Source organism: Vibrio sp. Y51_MX_L26 (assembly GCF_024181935.1).
Lineage (GTDB): Bacteria > Pseudomonadota > Gammaproteobacteria > Enterobacterales > Vibrionaceae > Vibrio > Vibrio diabolicus.
Map to the genome: position 1 here is coordinate 302186 of NZ_JAMZAS010000003.1, position 21442 is coordinate 323627.

Below are 21442 nucleotides of genomic sequence, written 5' to 3' on the forward strand. Positions count from 1 at the left end.
ATCATGACAGATTTTCCCGTTTCTCCATTTGGTACAGATATCACCAGCGAAGACATTGTAGCGACTATGCAGCAATTTAAAGGCTGGGAAGATCGTTACCGTCAGGTTATTCTGTGGGGTAAAAAGCTGCCACAAATGCCAGAAGAGCTGAAATCAGAACAAGTTACCGTTTCGGGCTGTGAAAGCTTGGTGTGGTTAGTGAGCCAAGAACAAGATGGCGTTTGGCATTTTTGTGCGGACTCCGATGCGCGTATCGTCCGTGGATTGATTGCCTTGGTAATGGCAGCTTATGAAGGTAAAACGGCCGATCAAATTCAAGCATTTGATATTGATGCTTATTTTGATCAACTGGGGCTTGTCTCCCATTTAAGCCCGTCACGTGGTAATGGCTTGAAAGCTATTGTAGAGCAGATTAAACAAACCGCCGTGTAACGAGTCATTTTCCCAATTCTTAAAAAACGCCGAATAGCCTAGCTGTTTGGCGTTTTTTGTATCTGAGTTGAGATATTTTTTGCATATGGATAAAAAGTATGCAAATGGTCGACTATTTTAGCGTTAATTAACCATTCTATTGATCCTGGTTCATTATATTGCCCACTTGGTTTTTATAAACTCAATTGTATTTAAAATTTGTCTATATTAGATAATAGACATATGCCCCATTCGCTCCTATTCCCCAATGTGGAAACACACTTGGAAGCGATTGGGTTACTTAGATACAAATGCTAGGAACCTCCCTATATGCAATTCACCTTGGAACATGCGCAAGACGTGTTATCCGGAATGCCAGACCCCACTTTTATTCTGAGTGAAGATGGTATCTATATTGATGTTTTTGGAGGAACAGATAAAAAAGCCTATCACGATGGAAGTAATTTGATAGGTGAGACGCTGTACAGCGTACTTGAGAAAGATAAAGCTGACTGGTTTATCGAACAGATAAATCGGTCACTGAAACAAGACAGTATTGTGACGATCGAGTACAAGATGTGCGCCGACAGCATTCAGGGAATAGATGCTAACAGTGGGCCAAGAGGCGACCTATACTACGAAGGCAAGATCTGCCCACTCGCTATAAAATACCGAGGTCGTCGCGTTGTCCTTATTCTTACACGCAACATCTCCAATCGCCACCGAGTTGAAACCCTTCTTCGCCATCAAAGCCAAATTGATGCTCTTACCAACATCTACAATCGACGTGTCTTTTTCGAAAAGCTCACAGAAGAAGTTATTAAATCCCAAGCTCCGGATTATCACTCCGCGTTGTTATTATTTGATTTGGATTTTTTTAAAGTCATCAATGATAAACGTGGTCATGATGCGGGGGATTATGTCTTAGAGACGTTAGCTGATTTGGTTTCTCACTTACTCGTCAAAGACGAAATTTTTGCAAGAGTCGGAGGGGAGGAGTTTGCGATTATTTTGCCAGAAACTTCTCTGTCGGCGGCGAAAGAGGTAGGAGAGGAAGTACGTTCCCATATTCAAAATTGTCAGTTCGAATTTGAAAAGATTGAAATTCCGGTCACGGTGAGTGTAGGCGTGGTGGAAATAGGCAGAAATGAAACCACCAAACGTTTGTATGCGCATGCAGATAAAGCGCTTTATGCTGCGAAAAGAAATGGCAGAAATTGCGTGGCGACTCTGGATAGGCAGATGGAGTAACCTTGTTGGTTACTCCAAATCAAACCGTTGGCGTTATAGCATGTCGACGGCTTTTTCTACGGCGGCGATGAATCTATCTACATCTTCAGCCGTGTTATAAATACCAAAAGAAACGCGTACCGTGCCTTTCACGTTTAGCGCATCCATCAATGGGTGAGCGCAGTGGTGTCCTGCTCGTACCGCAATGCCTTGTTGATCGAGCAGCGTTGCCATGTCTTGGTGATGAACGCCGTCCATGACGAACGTCAGTACAGAGGCGTTCGGTTGGTAGCCTAGAATATGGATGTCATCCAACGCGCTTAGTGCTTGGTAGGACTTATCCTGAAGCACATGGAGATGATCCTCTACTTCGTGATGGTCAAAACCTTGGTACCACTCAATGGCTTTCGCTAGAGCAATCGCGCCCGCAACGTTTGGTGTGCCCGCTTCAAATTTACCAGGAAGTGCAGAAAACGTCGTTTTCTCGAACGAAACGCGTTCAACCATTTTACCACCGCCGTGCCATGGTGGCATAGCTTCTAACAACTCTAGTTTGCCGTATAGGACGCCAATACCTGCTGGCGCATAAAGTTTGTGACCTGAGAAAACGTAAAAATCGATATCTGATACCGATAAATCAAGCTGCTCATGGACGATGCCTTGAGCGCCATCAATCACAACAACCGCGCCAACGCTGTGCGCTAGTTCAGTGATTTTTTCGATAGGTTGTCGTGTGCCCGTGACGTTGGTGATTTGCGCACAAGCAACAATTTTACAGCGGTCAGACAGAAGCGCCTCAAATGCACTGATGTCGAACTGGCAATCTGATGTCATTGGAACTTTTATGACTTTGGCGCCCGTTTGCTCTGCCACGATTTGCCAAGGCACGATGTTAGCGTGGTGCTCCATCTCGCTAATCAAGATCTCATCACCCGGTTGTAACGTGCTGCGGGCGTAAGTCTGAGCAATTAAGTTCAGTGCTTCGGTTGCGCCCCGTGTCCAAATGATCTCTTTAGAGCTGTTTGCACCAATAAAGTTTGCCACTCGTTCTCGTGCCGCTTCAAATTGGCTGGTGGCATTAGCCGTTAAACTATGACTGCCACGGTGAACATTGGCATTTTGCGCACTGTAGTAATGACTGATGACATCAATCACACATTGCGGTTTTTGCGTTGTCGCTGCGCTATCTAGATACACTAAGGGCGTATCGTTGACGGATTGATTTAGAGCGGGAAATTGCTCACGTACAGCATTTACGTCAAACATTATTCTTCACCAAGCTTATGGTAATGCAGAGTAGGCAGAGGGATCATTGGTTCAGCAACTGACCATGCGTGTTTTTTACCTGAGAGTTGAATGATTACTTCCATTGCGAACTCTAAAGCAGTGCCCGGACCTTGACTGGTGATAAGGTTGTGGTTGATATCAAAGGTCACGCGTTTGCTGCGCCACTTCTCTTCCGGGATATGTGACTGAAAGCTCGGGTGACAGGTCATCAGTGATTGTGGGAAAAGATCATGGTGTTGCAATACCAACGCCGGTGCTGCGCAGATAGCAGCGACCAACTTTCCCTCGTAGATGTGCTGCTTAAGGATTTCTATCATCACCGTGCTATCACGAAAAATTTCTGCACCACCAACACCACCAGAAAGCGCTATGGCGTCAAACTCATCATCAGCGATATCGACCAGCTTACAATCGGCTGTTAGTGTGACTCCGCGAGAAGCTTTCATCGTCAATGAGCCATCAAAAGCAGCACTCGCTACCGTAACGTCATAACCCGCGCGAACCATCATGTCGATAACGGTGACGGCTTCCATTTCTTCGGTGCCCGGAGCGATTGGCACTAAGATTTTCTTACTCATTGTTCTGTCCAGCTTTGTTCTATTTGTTTGATGCGTTGGTAAAGTTTTAAATTCTCAGGCGTATTGATGCGATGTTTCTCGGCAGCCTTTAACAAGTATCCGGTTATAAAATCAATTTCCGTTCGACGCTGATGGAATACGTCTTGTCTCATTGAAGAATAGTTCTCAGTTGTGGCGTTCACCACTTGCATTACCGTATCGAAAAGAGAGCGAAACTCGATAGCAATACCTTCTTTACTCATTACTTCAACCAGTTCTTGAGTGATGCTTTCGAGTTGTATCTTAAACTCGGGCTGCGCAAGCTCACCATTCTTACACTGGTGAATCGCAGTCAGTGGGTTAATCGCGCAGTTGATCGCTAACTTAGTCCATAACGCAGATTGGATGTGTGGATTCCAAATGGCCTCTGGAAGGGCATGATGCATAACATCTTGCAGAAAAGCGCACTGCATTCCTTTGTCATTATAACCACCCACTTGCGTTGTTCCGTGACCGGTATGCAGTACGTGTTGGTTATCTGGTTTGTATGCGCCGTGCGTCGTTGTGGCGAGCACTATCGGATTGTTTGGCAGAGCCTTCTCCACTCCAGCGGCGGTACCCATACCATTGTGCATCAGCATGATAATCGTGTCTGCGTTGATATGAGGCAGTAAAGGCTGAATGGCGTCTTCCATTTGCCAAGCTTTTACCGTGATCAAAATGAGATCCGCTTTATTTACGGAGGAAATATCTTGATTACTGAATACGATTGCGGGTGTGTCATCCAACTGAAGTGATTGTTGTCTCTCTGAACTTCTTCCCCACAATGAAACATTGTGCCCGGCAAGCTGAAATTTTGTTGCCCAGAGTGAGCCAACGGCTCCTGGACCTAAGATGAGAATATTCACCAAACGCTCTCATTAAAAAGGTTTGCTGCAAGGATAATGAGGGAAAAAAGGAAAGCAAATAAAAATGGCGCCAAGAGGCGCCATTTTTGGGGTACTTATCGGTTCTATTAGAACTTGTAAGTTACAGCAACGTAGTGTGCTACGCCTGAAGAGTCAACAGTTTGAGTCCATGGTAGTGCTTTACCATCTTCAAAGCCGTATACGTCTTTGTATAGTTTCAGGCCGTAACCAACTGCGAAACGATCAGAGTGCCAGTAGATACCGTTGAACATAGCACCGCCGTTTGACGTGTTAGTGTTGAACTTGTTGCCTTCTTTGTCTTCCATACCAAATTGGTAATCGATGTAACCTTGGTAAGAAATGAATGAACCGTTCTCGAAGAAGTAGAATGGTTTGAACCAGTTAGTCGAGATTTGGAAACCGTTCCAATCTTTGTTGTTGCCGTAGTATGAACCGTATAGGTTTAGGCCTACTTTACCCAACCAAGGAACCATTACGTCAGAACCTAGACCGATTTTTTGGTTGTTTACGCCAGAGTTACCACCCCATTCCATAAGAGTTGCAACGTATAGCTCTTGAACTGGACCGAAAGACAGGTCTTTACCAGTTAGTGCGTCCAGAGACATACGTGGAGCGAACTTCATGAAGATTTTTTCTGCGCCAGCTTTGTCGCTGCCTGGGTCAGAAGCTAGGTTGAATACGTCAACGTAACCGTACAGGTCGAAGATACCAGAGCGACCGCCGAATTCCATCTCTAGGTAATCGTGGCTAGATTCTGGACCTGCACCTTTCTCATCGAATGCACCCATTAGGTTGAACTGCATCCACTTGTAATCGTTTTTGTGGATATCGCCGTCTGAGTAGTCAGCCGCCATAACTGGAGCTGAAGTAGCCGCTAGAAGGCTAAGAGCTAAAAGTGATTTACGCATAAGGGGACTCTCTATGTTTGTAATGATTCAGAACACGCAATCTGTGCTGCGCTTTCCAATTGGCGGGAATAATAGCGATAAAAATCCCAAATGAAAGTGATAAAGGGTGCAAAATTGAACGTTTTTGGTGAGTTGCGTCACGAAATTATCTTTATTTACGGAACTTTTTGTTTGTTGCATTTTATTGCAATAAATATGTGATTTAGATTGTTTGCGTAAGCGATTTTATGACTTTTTAAGCCAGTCGATTAACCAACATAAATCGTTAGTGATCGGAGTGATAAGGGATTCGTATGTATCGGTGAATCAAAGAGGACGTTTGAATGAAAGAAGTCATGTTATTCCCGCTCACCTCGGTTGTACTACCCGAAGGCAAGATGAATCTGCGTATTTTTGAACCTAGATATAAGCGCATGGTGAAAGAGTGTAGTCTGCAAAATGTGGGGTTTGGTGTTTGCCTAGTAGGTAGTGAAGGTGACCCTAAAGACGTGGGAAATGTTTCATCTATCGGAACTTTGGTCAGGATCGTTGATTTTGAAACACTCAGTGATGGTCTTCTTGGTATTACAGTCGCTGGTGAGAAACGCTTTGTTGTCAAACGAGTTCGTGCAGATGCGGACGGCTTACGCCATGCAGAGGTCGAATGGTTAGACAATTGGCAACATCCAGACAACTCACCAGATTTCTTCTATTTAAGCCAGCAGTTATCCCATGTTTATGAAGAGTTTCCTCAACTTGGAAACCTCTACCAGCATCGTTTTTACGATGACTCAGCTTGGGTGACCCAGCGCTGGCTTGAATTACTTCCTTTAGACTGCAATCTGTTCGAACAGCTCGTTGGCGCAGAGAACTGCATTCCTGCGTTGCAATTTCTGACAGAAGCCATAGAAGCCCCCGATTAACAAAGAGGCAAGGATATGAAAGGATTTAGCAGAGCTGCGCTAACTATGGTGGCGGCATTAGGACTGGCGGCGTGTGGCTCCGACAGCGACACCATCGAGTATTCCAATTTGCAAGCAGTACATGCGTCTTCTGATGCGCCGCTTGCAAATGTGTGGATAAACGATAAATCATCATTGACAGGTGTTGATTATGGTATGGGTTCTGGTTACATGAAGTTACGTGAGGGCATGAACTCCATTCAAGTTGATGTTCAACTTCCAGGCGATGAAACCGCGACCGTAATACCTAAAACAGAATTAGATCTCGATTCAGACCTCAATTACAACGTGTTCGTTGTTGGTGATGCCGATGGTTCGCCAAACCCAGTAGAACCTTTAGTTGTGACTCGCAGCGCCGATTCAATGGCTGATGCCAATAGTTTAGATGTTCAAGTTGTTCATGCAGCGTCTGGCGTTCCTGCCGTTGATCTCTACGTCACTGAGCCCGGGGCTGATCTTGCTAGCGCGACACCGCTTATGAATCTTGCATATAAAGCATCTACAGACGTATTGAACATCCCCGCTGGTGAGTACCAAGTTCGACTTGCTGTTGGGGATAGCGTTGCTTTTGACTCGGGCACAATATCTCTTGCTGCTAATTCAAACTTGACGATTGCCGCTATCAGTACCGGAGATTCAAATAGCACGTCACCAGTTAAGTTGTTGGTATTAGATGGTTCAGGATCTTCTATAATCGAGGATATGGGCAGCCAAGCTGAAGTAAGAGTTGGACATCTTGTCGATGGAGCGCCAATCGTCGATGTCAACGTTAACGGGGCGGCCTTCGGTCCTCTTGCCGACTTAGCGTTCAAAGAGATTCGTGGTTATTTGGATCTCGATGCTGGCGCTTACGATATTGACGTTTACGTGGATGGCACAACAACCAATCCTATTATCGATGTTGACGGATTAATGGTTGCGGGCGGAATGGATTACAGTGTTTACGCAGTCGGTGTTGTTAGCCCAGCGATTGATATCGAACCTCTAGTTGTTGAAGACATGAGACGTGCAGTGGCAACTAGCGCGACGCTGAATGTGACACATGCGGCGGCGAATCCCGTAGCGGAAATGGTGGATATTTATCTCACTACAAGCGCTGGAATAGATGGAAGTGATCCAACTGTTGCTAATTTTGCGTACAAAGATAGCGTTCAGGGATTATATGTCGCTGAAGGTACCTATTATGTAACCGTGACAGTGGCAGGCGATCCAAGTACGGTTGCTGTTGATTCAGCACCAGTCAATGTGATGAATGGTGTTGTGTATCAGGTGGTTGCCATTGATGATGGGAACAACGGTGGCTTCAACTTGTTGGTTGATGACGTGACCGATTAGGACGAATGGGAGTAGATGACTCCTCCCTAAAATTAAGGCCGATTATGATGAGTGATAGCCCAAAAAAACTGGGGCGCAGTGATTGGAACGATTACATGGACAAAGTGAAGGCTCGAGATAAAGACGCATTCGCTTTTGTATTCCGTTTTTACGCACCCAAGCTGAAGCAATTCGCTTACAAACATGTTGGTAATGAGCAAGTTGCTATGGAGATGGTGCAAGAGACCATGGCGACAGTTTGGCAGAAAGCGCACCTCTATGATGGGGAAAAGAGCGCGTTATCGACTTGGATATACACTATAATCCGAAACCTATGCTTTGATCTGTTGAGAAAGCAGAAAGGTAAGGAGTTACACATTCATTCTGATGACATTTGGCCGTCAGAATATTATCCACCAGATCTTGTTGATCACTATTCACCAGAGCAAGACATGTTGAAAGAGCAGGTGGTTAAATTTTTAGATATTTTACCGAAAAATCAGAGAGACGTTTTACAAGCGGTGTATCTTGAGGAGCTACCTCATCAGCAGGTCGCTGAATTATTTGATATACCCCTCGGTACCGTAAAATCCAGGCTGAGGCTTGCAGTAGAAAAGCTAAGGCATTCAATGCATACGGAGCAACTATGAACAAACACCCAGATAACAGCTTGTTAGAAGCATACGCTTCGGGAAGCATTGATGCAGTTTCTGGTCTTGTGGTCGCAACCCATTTAGAAACATGCACCAAGTGCCGAGCTTATGTGAACCAAGTCGAAGCCAGCCAAGCGAATATCGTGAGCGACATCCCCTCTGAATATGTCCCTGAATTCGACGATATGTTCAATGATATTATCAATGCGGAGCCAGCGACAGATAACATCGTTATCCGAGATCCTGCCGCAGTGAATGTTGCAGGAAAGAGCTTTGAACTTCCCAAAACCTTAGCGCGTTTCTCTGACCTTGTAGGGTCATGGAGAAGTTACGGAGGCAAGGTTTTCAGTGCTCAGATTGATCTAGGGGAAGATGCTCGTGTTAGCTTAATGTACATCGGAGAAGATGTGCAAATCCCTCAACATACGCACAAAGGCTTAGAATCTACATTGATCTTACATGGTGGGTTTAGTGATGAGGATGGCCAATATGAAGAGGGCGATTTGATGATTAGAGACGCGTCAGTGAAGCACAGCCCTTACACTAAGGCCGGAGAAGATTGCTTGTGTTTAACCGTATTGACCGAGCCGATGATCTTTACTCAAGGTGTGGCACGTATATTTAATATGTTTGGCAAAGGGCTATACCCATAGACCTCTTATCTCATATCTCGGCAAAACAAAAACCACCGAATTCGGTGGTTTTTTTGATGCGCTTCTTAGTGCTTGTGACGTGCTTTTTCCAATAGAGCATCAAAGTAATGTCGTAGCGAGTACAACATAATCAAGCTTGGCACGACCATAACAGCGGTAAGCACAAAGAACGTGCTCCAGTCATTGAGGTAGTCCACCAGTTCTCCACTGAAAGAAGCAAGAGTCGTTCGTCCGAAGTTGCCCAAAGAGGCAAGCAACGCATACTGAGTTGCCGAGAATGCTTGTCCGGTTAGAATCGTCAAAAATGAAACAAAAGCGACAGTTGAGAAAGCAGTCGTAAAGTTATCGACAATAATGGTTGCTAAATACAGGTGCTCATTTGGGCCTACCGATGCAATCCAAGCAAACATCAAGTTGCTGGCAGACATAGCAATACCACCGATCATTAATCCACGTACAATACCAAACCTGACGTTGAACATGCTTCCGACAAAGGTAAAGAAGATAGTGGCTCCCCATCCGATCAGTTTGGAGTAATAACCAATTTGTTCGTTACTAAAACCAATATCTTTATAGAACGCGATCGACATCCTGCCTAAAAACGCTTCGCCAATTTTGAATAGGAAAACGAACAGCAAAAGAGTAATCGCGACACGGACGCCATTGCGATTAAAGAAGTCAAGGAAAGGTTCTACAACAGTCACAGTAAACCAAGCCACGACTTTTGAACCAACCACTTCTTTGTGGCGTTGTTCTGCGGCAGACTGAAGTTGTTCGCGTTGAGTCTTAGGCTCTCCGACTAAAATCGTAAAGACCATTAGAATACCGACTATCACCGCCATCCCGTAATACACGCCATTCCAACCGACACTATCAGCATTAACAAACGCTAAATAACCTGGTAATGAATAACCTGTCCACCAGCCAATAACTGCCATTGCAGAAGCTTGTGGCAGCTTAGATTCTTCTGATTTTGGGAAAGTATCAATACGAAAAGCATCTATCGCGATGTCTTGTGTGGCTGATGCGGTTGCAATACACAAGGCGAGTAGAGACGCAAACACCAAGTTCTCTGCTGGATTCACGCCCGCAATAAATACCGTCGCGACGAGTACGATGCTTTGACAGAAGAAAATCCAGCTACGCCTTTGTCCAAGTAGTCGATAGAGCACTGGTAGCTTCACCCGGTCTACGAGTGGCGCCCAGAGAAAGTTAATTGCATAAACCGCAAAGACACTACCAAAGTAGCCTATTGCGGATAGGGTCAAACCAGCGTCTTTTAGCCAGCCAGACATATTTGAACCGATAAGTACCCACGGAAAGCCGCTAGAGCAGCCCAACATGAAAACCCACATGAGTCGTTTATCGAGGTAACTTTTTACCGTTTCCAACCAAGTGATGGAAGGTAATGAAGACATAAATCAATCCAATAAAATGAAGCCGTTGAAAGAGAAAGCCCTTCGATTATTCAAAGGGCTTATCGTTTTGGCTATTTAAGTAGTGTTGCTTTGGTGATGACGATTTGAGTCTCGGGAACATCACGCATACCGCGAGTCGTCGTAGTTGGCTGTTTTGCCATTTTTTGGATAATGTCGAATCCTTCCGTGACCTCGCCAAATACCGCATAACCCGGTGGGCGAGCGCCGTAGTTTAGAAAATCATTGTCGACTAAATTGATAAAAAACTGACGAGTAGCAGAGTCAGGCGCGTTGGTGCGCGCCATTGCAATCGTCGCACGGTCGTTATTTAAACCGTTATTACCCTCGTTTTTGATTGGAGCGTAAGTCTTCACCATTTGCATATCTTGGTTAAATCCACCACCTTGCGCCATAAAACCTGGAATAACGCGGTGAAAAATAGTGCCTTCATAGCTACCGTCTTCTACATATTTCAGGAAGTTCGCTACCGTAATCGGCGCTTTCTCTTCATTCAGTTCGACAGTAAATGAACCTAACGTTGTTTCAAACGCCACTTTTGGTCCGGCCCAAACGCTGCAGCTGAGTAGCGCGAGAGAAAGAATTGCCTTGCGTAACATTAGAAACGCTCCTGCATGTATTGACGAAGCTCAGGATCATTGGCAATTTCTTTAAGTGTTAATGTCACTACATCATTCAGTGTTTGCTCAATGTCGGCATCAGACGCACTCAATGTGCCAGAACGCTTCGCAGTGCCTGTGTAAGTTTTGACCAGTTTACCTTCTGGTGTTTCTGCGGTGATTTCAAGCACGACTTTCGCATCCATCTCATTTTCCATCACCGAATGTTTTACGTTAACTAATGCTTCTTGAACGTTTAATTCAATTGCATTGTTGCTGTTTAGATCGGCATGGAAGCCTTGAGATGAAAACTGCTTCTCTAATGCTTCTTCTAACGCAATACGTAAATTCTGTTTAGCATGAAGAGGAAGAATGTTCGAACGGCCGTTATCCACCAACGCCACGTACTGAGCTGCACGTACATCTTTGCTGGTCAAACTGTAAGTCTTGCCTTGAACAATTGGATTGGTGCTCAGTGTGCTTTCTGGCATCAAATTCAGCTGAGGCTGTTGAGGCGCTGAACACGCAGCAAGCAACGCAACCGAAGCCGCAAGTACCAATTTTCTCATTTTATTATTCCTTTTAACTATTTTGCTAAAGCTTATTTTGCGCTTAATTTAGCAGGATTTTTTGTGGCCTGTAAAATCACAAACTTATTGTTGGAAGCGATAAGTTTCACATTCTTATCGCCAAACAGCCGTTTTAGTTTTGCGTCGTAACCAAGATGACGATTTCCAATCACCAGTAACTTACCACCTTCACTTAATACTTGCTTTGCATCACAGAACATTTGCCAAGCAATATGATCGGTGATTGCCTGCTGTTGGTGAAAGGGTGGGTTACACATAATCATAGAGCAGCTGTTGTGTTTAAAACCGTCCAAACAATTGTTTGCAACACACTGTATGTCTCTATCTTTACCAAGGTTATCTAGCAGGTTCTGCTTCGCGGACTCAAGCGCCATAAAGCTTTCATCAACACATGTTAATCGAGCATTCGGATTCAGCTGACCAAACTTCACAGACAGAACACCATTACCGCAACCGAGATCGATAACATTATCTATCAATGGGTCTTGAGGTAGGTGCTGCAGCATAAAACGCGCACCTAAATCTAAGCTTTCTCCTGAATAGACATTTGGCATGTTCTTGAGTTCGATATCTTCGCCATCAACGCGCCAAGTAGTGAAAGGGCTCACTTCAATTGTTGGTTCAACCGTTGCTTGAGCAAATACCAATCGGTGCTTTTTCCATGCCAGAGATGTTTTTGTCTCACCCAAGTATTTTTCAAACAGTTTTAGCGTTGAAGTATGAATGTCTTTCGCTTTATTAACTGCAATGATGGGGCAGGATGCAGGCAGTGCTTTTCTTAACTGACTGAGTATCCAAACGAGGTGACGGTTACTTTTTGGCAGTTGCAGCAATACGAGATCAGTATTGGAAGGTACGGGGTCCATCGTGGTTGCAAACGCTACCTTATTGCACTGGTTTTGCTCAAGGTTCTGCTGCACACCTTTATGAGAAATGAAAGAATCACTCATTAGCGTCACATGGTGCTTTTCTGAAAACCAGCAGGAGAGGGCACCAAAGCTGTCATTAATCACGAGGATGTTTTGATTGTCTGGCAAAGCAAGTTCTTCAACATGATTAATAAGATACTCATCACCGGCATCCCACGCTTGTAGAGTTTCATTGCTGCGTTTTGGGAAACGATGAAGTGTTAGGCTTCGCTCGTGAAGATTCAGTTCGGTTTTCATAGCTAAATGTAAGTTGATTTAGAAATTAAGTGTTATTGTCGCAAATGATGACGTGTCGAGATACAAAAAGCTGTCAAATTTTACGTGTTCAGTGGTGCTCGCTCTCTAGGCATGTTCATAGCGTCAAGCGCTTTGAAATCAGTTGAACGTAAAATGCATCAATAATGAGAGTGATGTTTGAGTGATACACGTCTGCTTTACTTAGGTATATACTTATGGAATTCGCATCAATGAGGAACGAATATGATCCAAGAAATCATAGAGAAGAAACTACACAGTGAGCTGCAACCAAGCTATCTCAAAGTGATTAATGAGAGCTACATGCATAATGTGCCACCAGGCTCGGAGAGTCACTTCAAAGTGATTGTTGTGAGTGATTCGTTCGCGGGACAGCGTTTGATTGGACGCCATCGCCAAGTTCATCAAATTTTGGCAGATGAGCTAGATAACCACATTCATGCACTAGCTATTCATACATACACTGATGAAGAGTGGAAGCGAGAACAAGATGGCGCTCCTGATAGCCCTATGTGTATGGGTGGCGGTCACTAAAGACGCAAAATATAAAGGTGCAGAGAAAAGGTGGCTAAGGCCATCTTTTTTCGTTTTACATTCTTTAGGGGCATTGATGTGGCACAAATTCTGGTTAAAAAATGTGTTAACAGTGTTTCAACAAATGAATGGAAATTGCAGGATATTTCAGGCGATGAATATGACTTTTCCATAAGATATGTATGGAATATGGCATTTGTGCGATCGGTCAAAGTTATGACTATTCTTTGACCTTTTAGACCTGATTCTACCGAAATAACCCCTCTATTCTAATGATTGGTCATGGCATCAAGTTCCTAAAAAATGCTAGACTACGGCACCTGATAAATCTCGCGTATTCCTTGTGACGAGATTTTTAATAGGATGTTGCGATTTTGATGTTTAAAACAACATCAAAACCGGACACTGATGTCGTGTCTAAAAGTTACGCAATCAAAAGAATCTTTTTCCCGATAAAAGTAGTGCAAGTGCGTATGATTACAATAAAGAAGGGCTTGGATCTTCCTATCGCAGGAACTCCATCCCAGGTGATTAATGATGGTAAGACCATCAAAAAAGTCGCCTTGCTTGGCGAAGAGTACGTTGGCATGCGTCCTACCATGCATGTCCGCGTTGGTGATGAAGTGAAAAAAGCGCAAGTTCTTTTTGAAGATAAAAAGAACCCTGGCGTGAAATTTACTGCACCAGCAGCCGGTAAAGTGATCGAAGTTAACCGTGGCGCTAAACGTGTCCTTCAATCTGTAGTGATTGAAGTGGCAGGTGAAGAGCAGGTGACATTTGATAAGTTCGAAGCCGCTCAACTTTCAGGTCTAGATCGTGAAGTGATCAAGACTCAGTTGGTTGACTCTGGCCTATGGACCGCTTTACGTACTCGTCCGTTTAGCAAGGTTCCTGCAATCGAGTCTTCTACTAAGGCTATTTTCGTAACTGCAATGGATACTAATCCATTAGCAGCTAAGCCAGAGTTGATCATTAATGAGCAACAAGAAGCATTCATTGCTGGTCTAGACATTCTTTCAGCCCTGACAGAAGGCAAGGTTTACGTATGTAAATCTGGCACTAGTTTGCCACGCTCTTCACAGTCTAACGTAGAAGAACACGTCTTCGATGGCCCTCACCCAGCAGGTCTTGCTGGCACCCACATGCATTTCCTATACCCAGTGAATGCAGAAAATGTGGCATGGAGCATCAACTACCAAGACGTTATCGCGTTCGGTAAGTTGTTCCTAACTGGTGAGCTATACACAGATCGTGTTGTGTCTCTAGCTGGTCCAGTTGTGAATAACCCTCGTCTAGTTCGTACCGTAATCGGTGCAAGCTTAGATGACCTAACAGATAACGAGCTGATGCCTGGCGAAGTTCGTGTGATTTCTGGTTCTGTACTGACAGGTACACATGCAACTGGTCCACACGCATACCTTGGCCGTTACCATCAACAGGTTTCTGTATTACGTGAAGGCCGTGAGAAAGAACTATTTGGCTGGGCAATGCCTGGTAAGAATAAGTTCTCGGTAACTCGCTCTTTCCTTGGTCACGTATTCAAAGGTCAGTTGTTCAATATGACAACGACGACCAATGGTAGTGATCGTTCAATGGTTCCAATTGGCAACTACGAACGCGTAATGCCTCTAGATATGGAGCCTACTCTGCTGCTTCGTGATCTATGTGCAGGTGATACAGACAGTGCTCAAGCACTGGGTGCGCTTGAACTGGATGAAGAAGATCTAGCATTGTGTACCTTTGTATGTCCAGGTAAATACGAGTACGGTACGTTACTTCGTGAATGCCTAGATACTATCGAGAAGGAAGGGTAATTTTCATGGCTCTTAAAAAGTTTCTTGAAGACATCGAGCATCATTTTGAGCCTGGTGGTAAACACGAAAAATGGTTTGCCCTGTACGAAGCTGTAGCAACAGTTTTTTACACTCCAGGTATCGTAACAAATAAAAGCTCGCACGTTCGTGATAGCGTTGACCTAAAACGTATCATGATCATGGTTTGGTTTGCGGTATTCCCAGCAATGTTCTGGGGTATGTACAACGCGGGTGGCCAAGCTATTGCAGCGCTTAACCACATGTACGCTGGTGATCAACTAGCGACAGTTATCTCTGGTAACTGGCACTACTGGCTAACTGAAATGCTGGGCGGAACGATTGCCGCTGATGCAGGGGTTGGCAGTAAGATGCTACTAGGTGCGACCTACTTCCTACCTATCTACGCAACAGTATTCCTTGTTGGTGGTTTCTGGGAAGTGCTTTTCTGTATGGTGCGTAAGCACGAAGTAAACGAAGGCTTCTTTGTTACTTCTATCTTGTTCGCACTTATCGTTCCACCAACGCTACCTCTATGGCAAGCGGCACTAGGTATCACATTTGGTGTTGTTGTTGCGAAAGAGATCTTCGGTGGTACAGGTCGTAACTTCCTTAACCCTGCACTTGCAGGTCGTGCATTCCTATTCTTCGCTTACCCAGCGCAAATCTCGGGTGACGTAGTATGGACTGCAGCTGACGGCTTCTCTGGTGCAACTGCTCTTAGCCAATGGGCTCAAGGTGGTAACGGTGCTCTAGTTAACACAGTAACTGGTTCTCCTATCACTTGGATGGACGCTTTCATCGGTAACATCCCTGGCTCTATTGGTGAAGTATCGACTCTAGCTCTAATGATCGGTGCAGCGATGATCGTTTACATGCGAATCGCTTCATGGCGCATCATTGCGGGCGTAATGATCGGTATGATTGCAGTATCGACTCTGTTTAACGTGATCGGTTCTGACACTAACCCAATGTTCAACATGCCATGGCACTGGCACCTAGTTCTAGGTGGTTTTGCATTCGGTATGTTCTTCATGGCAACGGACCCAGTATCAGCGTCATTTACTAACAAAGGTAAATGGTGGTACGGCATCCTGATTGGTGCAATGTGTGTGATGATCCGTGTAGTTAACCCGGCGTACCCAGAAGGTATGATGCTGGCGATTCTATTCGCGAACCTATTCGCACCTCTGTTCGACCATGTAGTGATTGAGAAGAACATCAAGCGGAGACTAGCACGCTATGGCAAGTAATAACGACAGCATTAAAAAGACGCTGGGTGTTGTTATCGGGTTGAGCCTTGTTTGTTCAATCATCGTATCAACAGCAGCAGTAGGTCTGCGTGATAAGCAAAAAGCTAACGCTGTCCTAGATAAGCAATCAAAGATCGTTGAAGTTGCAGGCATTGACGCGAACGGTAAGAAAGTACCAGAGCTATTTGCTGAGTACATCGAACCTCGTCTGGTAGACCTTGAAACAGGTAACTTTACTGAGGGTAATGCATCTACGTACGATCAGCGTGAAGCATCAAAAGATGCAGAACGTTCAATCGCATTGACACCAGAAGAAGACGTCGCTGATATCCGTCGTCGTGCGAATACAGCAGTGGTGTACTTAGTAAAAGACCAAGATGAAGTCCAAAAAGTTATCTTGCCTATGCACGGTAAAGGACTATGGTCGATGATGTATGCCTTTGTAGCCGTTGAAACTGATGGTAACACTGTGTCTGCTATTACTTACTACGAGCAAGGTGAAACTCCTGGACTTGGTGGTGAAGTAGAGAACCCTTCATGGCGTGATCAATTCATTGGCAAGAAATTGTACAATGAAGATCATCAGCCAGCGATTAAGGTCGTGAAAGGCGGCGCACCGCAAGGTTCTGAGCACGGTGTTGATGGCCTATCAGGAGCAACGCTCACTAGTAATGGTGTTCAACACACATTTGACTTCTGGTTAGGTGACAAGGGCTTTGGTCCTTTCCTAGCAAAAGTTCGTGACGGAGAACTTAACTAATGTCTAGTGCACAAAACGTTAAAAAGAGCATTCTAGCGCCAGTATTGGATAACAACCCAATCGCGCTACAAGTTCTTGGTGTATGTTCTGCTCTTGCAGTAACAACTAAACTAGAAACAGCTTTTGTAATGACGCTAGCGGTAACATTTGTAACTGCGTTGTCTAACTTCTCTGTTTCATTGATCCGTAACCACATTCCTAACAGTGTGCGTATCATCGTTCAGATGGCAATTATCGCATCGCTAGTAATCGTGGTAGACCAGGTGCTAAAAGCTTACCTATACGATATCTCTAAACAGCTATCTGTATTCGTTGGTCTGATTATCACTAACTGTATCGTAATGGGTCGTGCTGAAGCATTCGCAATGAAGTCTGCACCAGTACCATCTCTTATTGACGGTATTGGTAACGGTCTAGGTTACGGCTTCGTTCTTATCACTGTAGGTTTCTTCCGTGAGCTATTTGGCTCAGGCAAACTATTTGGCCTAGAAGTTCTACCTCTAGTGAGCAACGGTGGTTGGTACCAGCCTAACGGCCTAATGCTACTAGCACCATCAGCATTCTTCCTAATCGGCTTCCTTATCTGGGTAATCCGTATTCTGAAACCAGAACAAGTAGAAGCGAAGGAGTAAGGACGTCATGGAACATTACATTAGTCTGTTAGTTAAATCGATTTTCATCGAAAACATGGCTCTGTCTTTCTTCCTAGGTATGTGTACTTTCCTTGCCGTATCTAAGAAGGTTAAGACCTCTTTCGGCCTAGGTGTTGCAGTTGTGGTAGTACTGACTATCGCTGTTCCTGTGAACAACCTAGTATACAACCTAGTTCTGAGAGAGAACGCGTTAGTTGAGGGCGTGGACCTTAGCTTCCTAAACTTCATCACCTTTATCGGTGTAATTGCAGCACTTGTACAGATTCTAGAGATGGTTCTAGACCGTTTCTTCCCACCTTTGTACAACGCGCTAGGCATCTTCCTACCGCTGATCACAGTAAACTGTGCAATCTTCGGTGGTGTATCTTTCATGGTACAACGTGACTACAACTTTGCTGAATCTATCGTTTACGGTTTCGGCTCTGGTGTGGGCTGGATGCTGGCAATCGTTGCTCTTGCAGGTATCCGTGAGAAGATGAAGTACTCTGACGTACCTCCAGGTCTACGTGGTCTTGGTATCACATTTATCACTGTAGGTCTTATGGCGTTAGGCTTTATGTCTTTCTCTGGTGTTCAACTGTAAGTCGGGTAAACCGCAACAATTAAGGAATAGTCAATGGACATTATTCTTGGTGTAGTGATGTTTACTCTGATCGTACTTGCACTAGTACTAGTGATTCTTTTCGCTAAGTCTAAGCTTGTACCAACAGGTGACATTACAATTTCTGTGAACGATGACCCTTCTCTGGCGATCGTTACACAACCAGGTGGTAAGCTACTGAGTGCTCTAGCCGGTGCTGGCGTATTCGTATCTTCTGCTTGTGGTGGCGGTGGCTCATGTGGTCAGTGTCGCGTAAAAGTTAAATCAGGTGGTGGCGACATCCTACCAACCGAGCTTGACCATATTACTAAAGGTGAAGCACGTGAAGGTGAGCGTCTAGCGTGTCAGGTTGCTATGAAAACTGACATGGACATCGAGCTTCCTGAAGAAATCTTCGGCGTTAAGAAGTGGGAATGTACCGTTATCTCTAACGATAACAAAGCGACATTCATCAAAGAGCTTAAGCTACAAATTCCAGATGGCGAATCAGTACCTTTCCGTGCTGGTGGTTACATCCAGATTGAAGCACCTGCTCACCACGTGAAATACGCAGACTACGATATTCCTGAGGAATACCGTGAAGACTGGGAGAAGTTCAACCTTTTCCGTTACGAGTCTAAAGTTAACGAAGAGACCATCCGTGCATACTCAATGGCTAACTACCCAGAAGAGCACGGTATCATCATGCTTAACGTTCGTATCGCAACTCCGCCGCCGAACAACCCAGACGTACCACCAGGCATCATGTCTTCGTACATCTGGTCTCTAAAAGAAGGCGACAAGTGTACTATTTCTGGTCCATTTGGTGAGTTCTTTGCGAAAGATACAGATGCAGAAATGGTATTCGTTGGTGGTGGTGCTGGTATGGCTCCAATGCGCTCACATATCTTCGACCAACTTAAGCGTCTACACTCTAAGCGTAAGATGTCTTTCTGGTACGGCGCACGTTCTAAGCGTGAAATGTTCTACGTAGAAGACTTCGATATGCTACAAGCTGAGAATGATAACTTCGTATGGCACTGTGCACTGTCTGATCCACTTCCAGAAGATAACTGGGATGGTTACACTGGCTTTATTCACAACGTTCTTTACGAGAACTATCTACGTGATCACGAAGCGCCAGAAGACTGTGAATACTACATGTGTGGTCCACCTATGATGAATGCGGCTGTTATCGGCATGCTAAAAGATCTAGGTGTAGAGGATGAAAACATCCTACTAGATGACTTCGGTGGTTAATCCCTCCAAGTGATTGAATCTATGGCTAGCTCTCTAAGAGCTAGCCATTATTTTTTGTAGAAGTAAAAATAATATTCAACAGTTGATATAGGTAATTGGATTTAAGTAATCGGTCCCATTCCCCATATCAATTCAACAACATTGGGAGTTAACAAGTGAAAACGTGGCTTGTTGCATTCGCTTCTCTATTGATTTTGGCTGGCTGTGAGCAACCAGCAGATCAAATTCATCTAAGTGGCCCTACCATGGGGACTTCTTATAACATCAAATATATCGAGCAAGATGGTATTCCAACGCCAAAAGCGATGCAGACGGAAATTGATCGCTTACTGGAAGAGGTTAATGACCAAATGTCGACTTACCGTGATGATTCAGAATTAAGTCGCTTTAACCAGCATCAAACGAGTGAGCCATTTACTGTATCGACACAAACAGCAACCGTAGTCAAAGAAGCGATTCGTCTCAACGGTCTTACTTTAGGCGCATTGGATGTGACAGTCGGTCCTTTAGTTAACCTGTGGGGCTTTGGCCCAGAAGCTCGCCCTGATGTCGTTCCTACAGATGAAGAGCTAGCGGCACGCAAAGCCAATACTGGCATTCATCATCTATCTGTTGATGGCAATAAATTGTCCAAAGATATTCCTAACTTGTATGTCGATTTATCAACTATTGCTAAAGGTTGGGGGGTTGACGTGGTTGCTGACTACCTTCAATCTGAAGGGGTTCATAACTTCATGGTAGAAGTAGGCGGCGAAATGCGCCTCAAAGGCGTGAATCGTGAAGGCGTGCCTTGGCGCATTGCGATTGAAAAGCCGACTATTGATGAGCGCTCAATTCAAGAAATTATTGAGCCAGGGGACATGGCAATTGCAACAAGTGGTGACTATCGTAATTACTTTGAGAGTAATGGTGTGAGATACTCTCATATTATTAATCCAAGAACAGGCAAACCTATTCATCATAAAGTGGTGTCTGTAACGGTATTAGATAAATCGTCGATGACTGCTGATGGTCTTGCAACTGGTCTTATGGTGCTAGGTGAAGACAAAGGCATGGCAATTGCGAACGAAAATAATATTCCTGTTTTCATGATTGTGAAGACGGAAAATGGTTTTAAAGAGCTGGCTTCGGAAGCATACAAGCCGTTCATGAAGAAATAACAACAGAAGTGAGCATGTTCTTATGAGTACATTTCTAATTACGTTTGCAGTTTTTGTTGCGGTAATCGCAGCGATGGCTGTTGGCTACATCTTCCAGAAGAAAGTAGTGAAGGGTAGCTGTGGCGGTCTTGGTGCAGTAGGTATTGAGAAAGTATGTAACTGTCCAGAACCATGTGACGCGCGTAAGAAACGTGAAGCACGTGAAGCGGCGCGAGCTGAGAAATTGGCTGCATGGGAAAAAGATCGAATTGCTTAAGTATCGATCATCCAAATAGTAATACAAAATAACCCAGCCAAAGCTGGGTTTTTTTATATCTCTCGCTCTACTTCTCTGAGAGTTTATACTTTGCTTGCTACGTTTAATCTAGGATGACCGGAAGCTTAAGTCGGTGCAGACTTCACAGCCAAGTCATTTCCCTTTAATCACCGTACTTAACTGTTATTTGGTTATATACTCAAACTAAAGCGCGTTAACTTAGGAGGAAATATGGAAATGCATCAACACGGTATGGCTGAATTGTTTCAACAACTAGGCCTCGGCAGCTCTCCTCAAGAGATAAAAGACTTTATTAACGAACATCGGCACAAAAGAGCTTCAGCCCCTCTGCATGAAGCCAGCTTTTGGACAAGTTCGCAGGCCACATTTCTCAAACAAGCCATTGAAGAAGACGCAGACTGGGCAGAGTTGGTCGATCAGCTTGATGTGATGTTACGAGATTAAAGCACGTTTACAAACTCT

Annotated in this window: 24 protein-coding genes; 16 read left to right on the forward strand and 8 right to left on the reverse strand. The window is 44.6% G+C overall.

What is annotated here, in order from left to right:
* Positions 1-3: 3 nt before the first annotated feature.
* Both csdE and NL645_RS09985 read left to right on the forward strand, forming a co-directional pair.
* The gene (gene csdE, locus NL645_RS09980) at positions 4-432 is read left to right on the forward strand and encodes a cysteine desulfurase sulfur acceptor subunit CsdE (RefSeq protein WP_253651647.1); all 429 of its coding nucleotides are present in this window, start codon (positions 4-6) and stop codon (positions 430-432) included.
* A 309-nt stretch (positions 433-741) separates the two neighbouring features.
* Entirely contained in the window at positions 742-1662 is a 921-nt protein-coding gene (locus tag NL645_RS09985; protein ID WP_253651648.1) for a GGDEF domain-containing protein, read from the forward strand.
* 33 nt (positions 1663-1695) lie between these two features.
* Here the strand turns inward: NL645_RS09985 and csdA are convergent, their stop codons facing one another.
* From csdA to NL645_RS10005, 4 genes are all read right to left on the reverse strand, one after another.
* Positions 1696-2907 carry a cysteine desulfurase CsdA gene (gene csdA / locus NL645_RS09990; protein ID WP_114323562.1) on the reverse strand — a complete coding sequence of 404 codons (1212 nt, stop codon included), beginning with the start codon at positions 2905-2907 and terminating at the stop codon, positions 1696-1698.
* Positions 2907-3506, reverse strand: a complete 600-nt coding sequence (locus tag NL645_RS09995; RefSeq protein ID WP_006742560.1) for a DJ-1 family glyoxalase III — start codon at positions 3504-3506, stop codon at positions 2907-2909. Before NL645_RS09995 ends, csdA begins: the two co-directional genes overlap by 1 nt.
* A complete protein-coding gene (panE, locus tag NL645_RS10000) occupies positions 3503-4393 on the reverse strand; it encodes a 2-dehydropantoate 2-reductase (RefSeq protein ID WP_253651649.1) in 891 nt (296 codons plus the stop codon). Before panE ends, NL645_RS09995 begins: the two co-directional genes overlap by 4 nt.
* Positions 4394-4500: 107 nt before the next feature.
* On the reverse strand, positions 4501-5322 hold the full coding sequence (locus NL645_RS10005) for an outer membrane protein OmpK (protein WP_012128732.1): 822 nt from the start codon (positions 5320-5322) through the stop codon (positions 4501-4503).
* Between the two features lie 323 nt (positions 5323-5645).
* On the opposite strand from NL645_RS10005, the gene NL645_RS10010 reads away from it, so the two are divergent.
* From NL645_RS10010 to NL645_RS10025, 4 genes are read left to right on the forward strand one after another with little or no spacing between them, the layout of a single operon-like run.
* Positions 5646-6224, forward strand: a complete 579-nt coding sequence (locus tag NL645_RS10010) for an LON peptidase substrate-binding domain-containing protein (protein ID WP_253651650.1) — start codon at positions 5646-5648, stop codon at positions 6222-6224.
* 15 nt (positions 6225-6239) lie between these two features.
* On the forward strand, positions 6240-7598 hold the full coding sequence (locus NL645_RS10015; protein ID WP_104974876.1) for a DUF4397 domain-containing protein: 1359 nt from the start codon (positions 6240-6242) through the stop codon (positions 7596-7598).
* Positions 7599-7642: 44 nt separating this feature from the next.
* Complete coding sequence (locus tag NL645_RS10020) at positions 7643-8227, forward strand: RNA polymerase sigma factor (protein WP_005380255.1); 585 nt, start codon at positions 7643-7645, stop codon at positions 8225-8227.
* Positions 8224-8883, forward strand: a complete 660-nt coding sequence (locus NL645_RS10025; RefSeq protein WP_048625904.1) for a ChrR family anti-sigma-E factor — start codon at positions 8224-8226, stop codon at positions 8881-8883. The genes NL645_RS10020 and NL645_RS10025 overlap by 4 nt, the downstream gene beginning before the upstream one ends.
* A 65-nt stretch (positions 8884-8948) precedes the next feature.
* On the opposite strand, the gene NL645_RS10030 is transcribed toward NL645_RS10025, so the two are convergent.
* The 4 genes from NL645_RS10030 to NL645_RS10045 all read right to left on the reverse strand — a co-directional run bounded on the left by NL645_RS10030 (position 8949) and on the right by NL645_RS10045 (position 12674).
* Positions 8949-10301, reverse strand: coding sequence for an MFS transporter (locus NL645_RS10030; protein WP_006742554.1), 1353 nt, complete (start codon positions 10299-10301; stop codon positions 8949-8951).
* Positions 10302-10372: 71 nt separating this feature from the next.
* Positions 10373-10918: a peptidylprolyl isomerase gene (locus tag NL645_RS10035; RefSeq protein ID WP_012841483.1), complete on the reverse strand. Its 546-nt coding sequence runs from the start codon at positions 10916-10918 to the stop codon at positions 10373-10375.
* A complete protein-coding gene (locus tag NL645_RS10040) occupies positions 10918-11487 on the reverse strand; it encodes a YajG family lipoprotein (protein ID WP_012841484.1) in 570 nt (189 codons plus the stop codon). The genes NL645_RS10035 and NL645_RS10040 overlap by 1 nt, the downstream gene beginning before the upstream one ends.
* A 32-nt stretch (positions 11488-11519) precedes the next feature.
* Positions 11520-12674, reverse strand: a complete 1155-nt coding sequence (locus tag NL645_RS10045; RefSeq protein ID WP_253651651.1) for a methyltransferase — start codon at positions 12672-12674, stop codon at positions 11520-11522.
* Positions 12675-12917: 243 nt separating this feature from the next.
* On the opposite strand from NL645_RS10045, the gene bolA reads away from it, so the two are divergent.
* The 10 genes from bolA to NL645_RS10095 all read left to right on the forward strand — a co-directional run bounded on the left by bolA (position 12918) and on the right by NL645_RS10095 (position 21424).
* The gene (gene bolA / locus NL645_RS10050) at positions 12918-13226 is read left to right on the forward strand and encodes a transcriptional regulator BolA (RefSeq protein WP_005380262.1); all 309 of its coding nucleotides are present in this window, start codon (positions 12918-12920) and stop codon (positions 13224-13226) included.
* Positions 13227-13699: 473 nt separating this feature from the next.
* On the forward strand, positions 13700-15040 hold the full coding sequence (locus NL645_RS10055; RefSeq protein ID WP_041853022.1) for a Na(+)-translocating NADH-quinone reductase subunit A: 1341 nt from the start codon (positions 13700-13702) through the stop codon (positions 15038-15040).
* Between the two features lie 5 nt (positions 15041-15045).
* Entirely contained in the window at positions 15046-16290 is a 1245-nt protein-coding gene (locus NL645_RS10060) for an NADH:ubiquinone reductase (Na(+)-transporting) subunit B (protein ID WP_006742551.1), read from the forward strand.
* On the forward strand, positions 16280-17050 hold the full coding sequence (locus tag NL645_RS10065; RefSeq protein ID WP_006742550.1) for a Na(+)-translocating NADH-quinone reductase subunit C: 771 nt from the start codon (positions 16280-16282) through the stop codon (positions 17048-17050). Before NL645_RS10060 ends, NL645_RS10065 begins: the two co-directional genes overlap by 11 nt.
* Positions 17050-17682: an NADH:ubiquinone reductase (Na(+)-transporting) subunit D gene (locus NL645_RS10070; protein WP_005380269.1), complete on the forward strand. Its 633-nt coding sequence runs from the start codon at positions 17050-17052 to the stop codon at positions 17680-17682. Before NL645_RS10065 ends, NL645_RS10070 begins: the two co-directional genes overlap by 1 nt.
* Before the next feature lie 7 nt (positions 17683-17689).
* The gene (nqrE, locus tag NL645_RS10075) at positions 17690-18286 is read left to right on the forward strand and encodes an NADH:ubiquinone reductase (Na(+)-transporting) subunit E (protein ID WP_005380270.1); all 597 of its coding nucleotides are present in this window, start codon (positions 17690-17692) and stop codon (positions 18284-18286) included.
* Positions 18287-18319: 33 nt separating this feature from the next.
* On the forward strand, positions 18320-19543 hold the full coding sequence (gene nqrF / locus NL645_RS10080; RefSeq protein WP_005380271.1) for an NADH:ubiquinone reductase (Na(+)-transporting) subunit F: 1224 nt from the start codon (positions 18320-18322) through the stop codon (positions 19541-19543).
* Between the two features lie 155 nt (positions 19544-19698).
* Positions 19699-20703, forward strand: a complete 1005-nt coding sequence (locus NL645_RS10085; RefSeq protein WP_047008896.1) for an FAD:protein FMN transferase — start codon at positions 19699-19701, stop codon at positions 20701-20703.
* A 22-nt stretch (positions 20704-20725) separates the two neighbouring features.
* Entirely contained in the window at positions 20726-20959 is a 234-nt protein-coding gene (nqrM, locus tag NL645_RS10090; RefSeq protein ID WP_005436655.1) for a (Na+)-NQR maturation NqrM, read from the forward strand.
* Positions 20960-21190: 231 nt separating this feature from the next.
* Positions 21191-21424 carry a DUF2789 domain-containing protein gene (locus NL645_RS10095; RefSeq protein ID WP_012841486.1) on the forward strand — a complete coding sequence of 78 codons (234 nt, stop codon included), beginning with the start codon at positions 21191-21193 and terminating at the stop codon, positions 21422-21424.
* Positions 21425-21442: the final 18 nt, after the last annotated feature.

Coding starts and splice junctions, on each gene's coding strand:
- csdE (WP_253651647.1), top strand. CDS start 4: ATGACAGATTTTCCCGTTTCTCCATTTGGTACAGATATCACCAGCGAA.
- NL645_RS09985 (WP_253651648.1), top strand. CDS start 742: ATGCAATTCACCTTGGAACATGCGCAAGACGTGTTATCCGGAATGCCA.
- csdA (WP_114323562.1), bottom strand. CDS start 2,907: ATGTTTGACGTAAATGCTGTACGTGAGCAATTTCCCGCTCTAAATCAA.
- NL645_RS09995 (WP_006742560.1), bottom strand. CDS start 3,506: ATGAGTAAGAAAATCTTAGTGCCAATCGCTCCGGGCACCGAAGAAATG.
- NL645_RS10005 (WP_012128732.1), bottom strand. CDS start 5,322: ATGCGTAAATCACTTTTAGCTCTTAGCCTTCTAGCGGCTACTTCAGCT.
- NL645_RS10010 (WP_253651650.1), top strand. CDS start 5,646: ATGAAAGAAGTCATGTTATTCCCGCTCACCTCGGTTGTACTACCCGAA.
- NL645_RS10015 (WP_104974876.1), top strand. CDS start 6,240: ATGAAAGGATTTAGCAGAGCTGCGCTAACTATGGTGGCGGCATTAGGA.
- NL645_RS10020 (WP_005380255.1), top strand. CDS start 7,643: ATGATGAGTGATAGCCCAAAAAAACTGGGGCGCAGTGATTGGAACGAT.
- NL645_RS10025 (WP_048625904.1), top strand. CDS start 8,224: ATGAACAAACACCCAGATAACAGCTTGTTAGAAGCATACGCTTCGGGA.
- NL645_RS10030 (WP_006742554.1), bottom strand. CDS start 10,301: ATGTCTTCATTACCTTCCATCACTTGGTTGGAAACGGTAAAAAGTTAC.
- NL645_RS10035 (WP_012841483.1), bottom strand. CDS start 10,918: ATGTTACGCAAGGCAATTCTTTCTCTCGCGCTACTCAGCTGCAGCGTT.
- NL645_RS10040 (WP_012841484.1), bottom strand. CDS start 11,487: ATGAGAAAATTGGTACTTGCGGCTTCGGTTGCGTTGCTTGCTGCGTGT.
- NL645_RS10045 (WP_253651651.1), bottom strand. CDS start 12,674: ATGAAAACCGAACTGAATCTTCACGAGCGAAGCCTAACACTTCATCGT.
- bolA (WP_005380262.1), top strand. CDS start 12,918: ATGATCCAAGAAATCATAGAGAAGAAACTACACAGTGAGCTGCAACCA.
- NL645_RS10055 (WP_041853022.1), top strand. CDS start 13,700: ATGATTACAATAAAGAAGGGCTTGGATCTTCCTATCGCAGGAACTCCA.
- NL645_RS10060 (WP_006742551.1), top strand. CDS start 15,046: ATGGCTCTTAAAAAGTTTCTTGAAGACATCGAGCATCATTTTGAGCCT.
- NL645_RS10065 (WP_006742550.1), top strand. CDS start 16,280: ATGGCAAGTAATAACGACAGCATTAAAAAGACGCTGGGTGTTGTTATC.
- NL645_RS10070 (WP_005380269.1), top strand. CDS start 17,050: ATGTCTAGTGCACAAAACGTTAAAAAGAGCATTCTAGCGCCAGTATTG.
- nqrE (WP_005380270.1), top strand. CDS start 17,690: ATGGAACATTACATTAGTCTGTTAGTTAAATCGATTTTCATCGAAAAC.
- nqrF (WP_005380271.1), top strand. CDS start 18,320: ATGGACATTATTCTTGGTGTAGTGATGTTTACTCTGATCGTACTTGCA.
- nqrM (WP_005436655.1), top strand. CDS start 20,726: ATGAGTACATTTCTAATTACGTTTGCAGTTTTTGTTGCGGTAATCGCA.
- NL645_RS10095 (WP_012841486.1), top strand. CDS start 21,191: ATGGAAATGCATCAACACGGTATGGCTGAATTGTTTCAACAACTAGGC.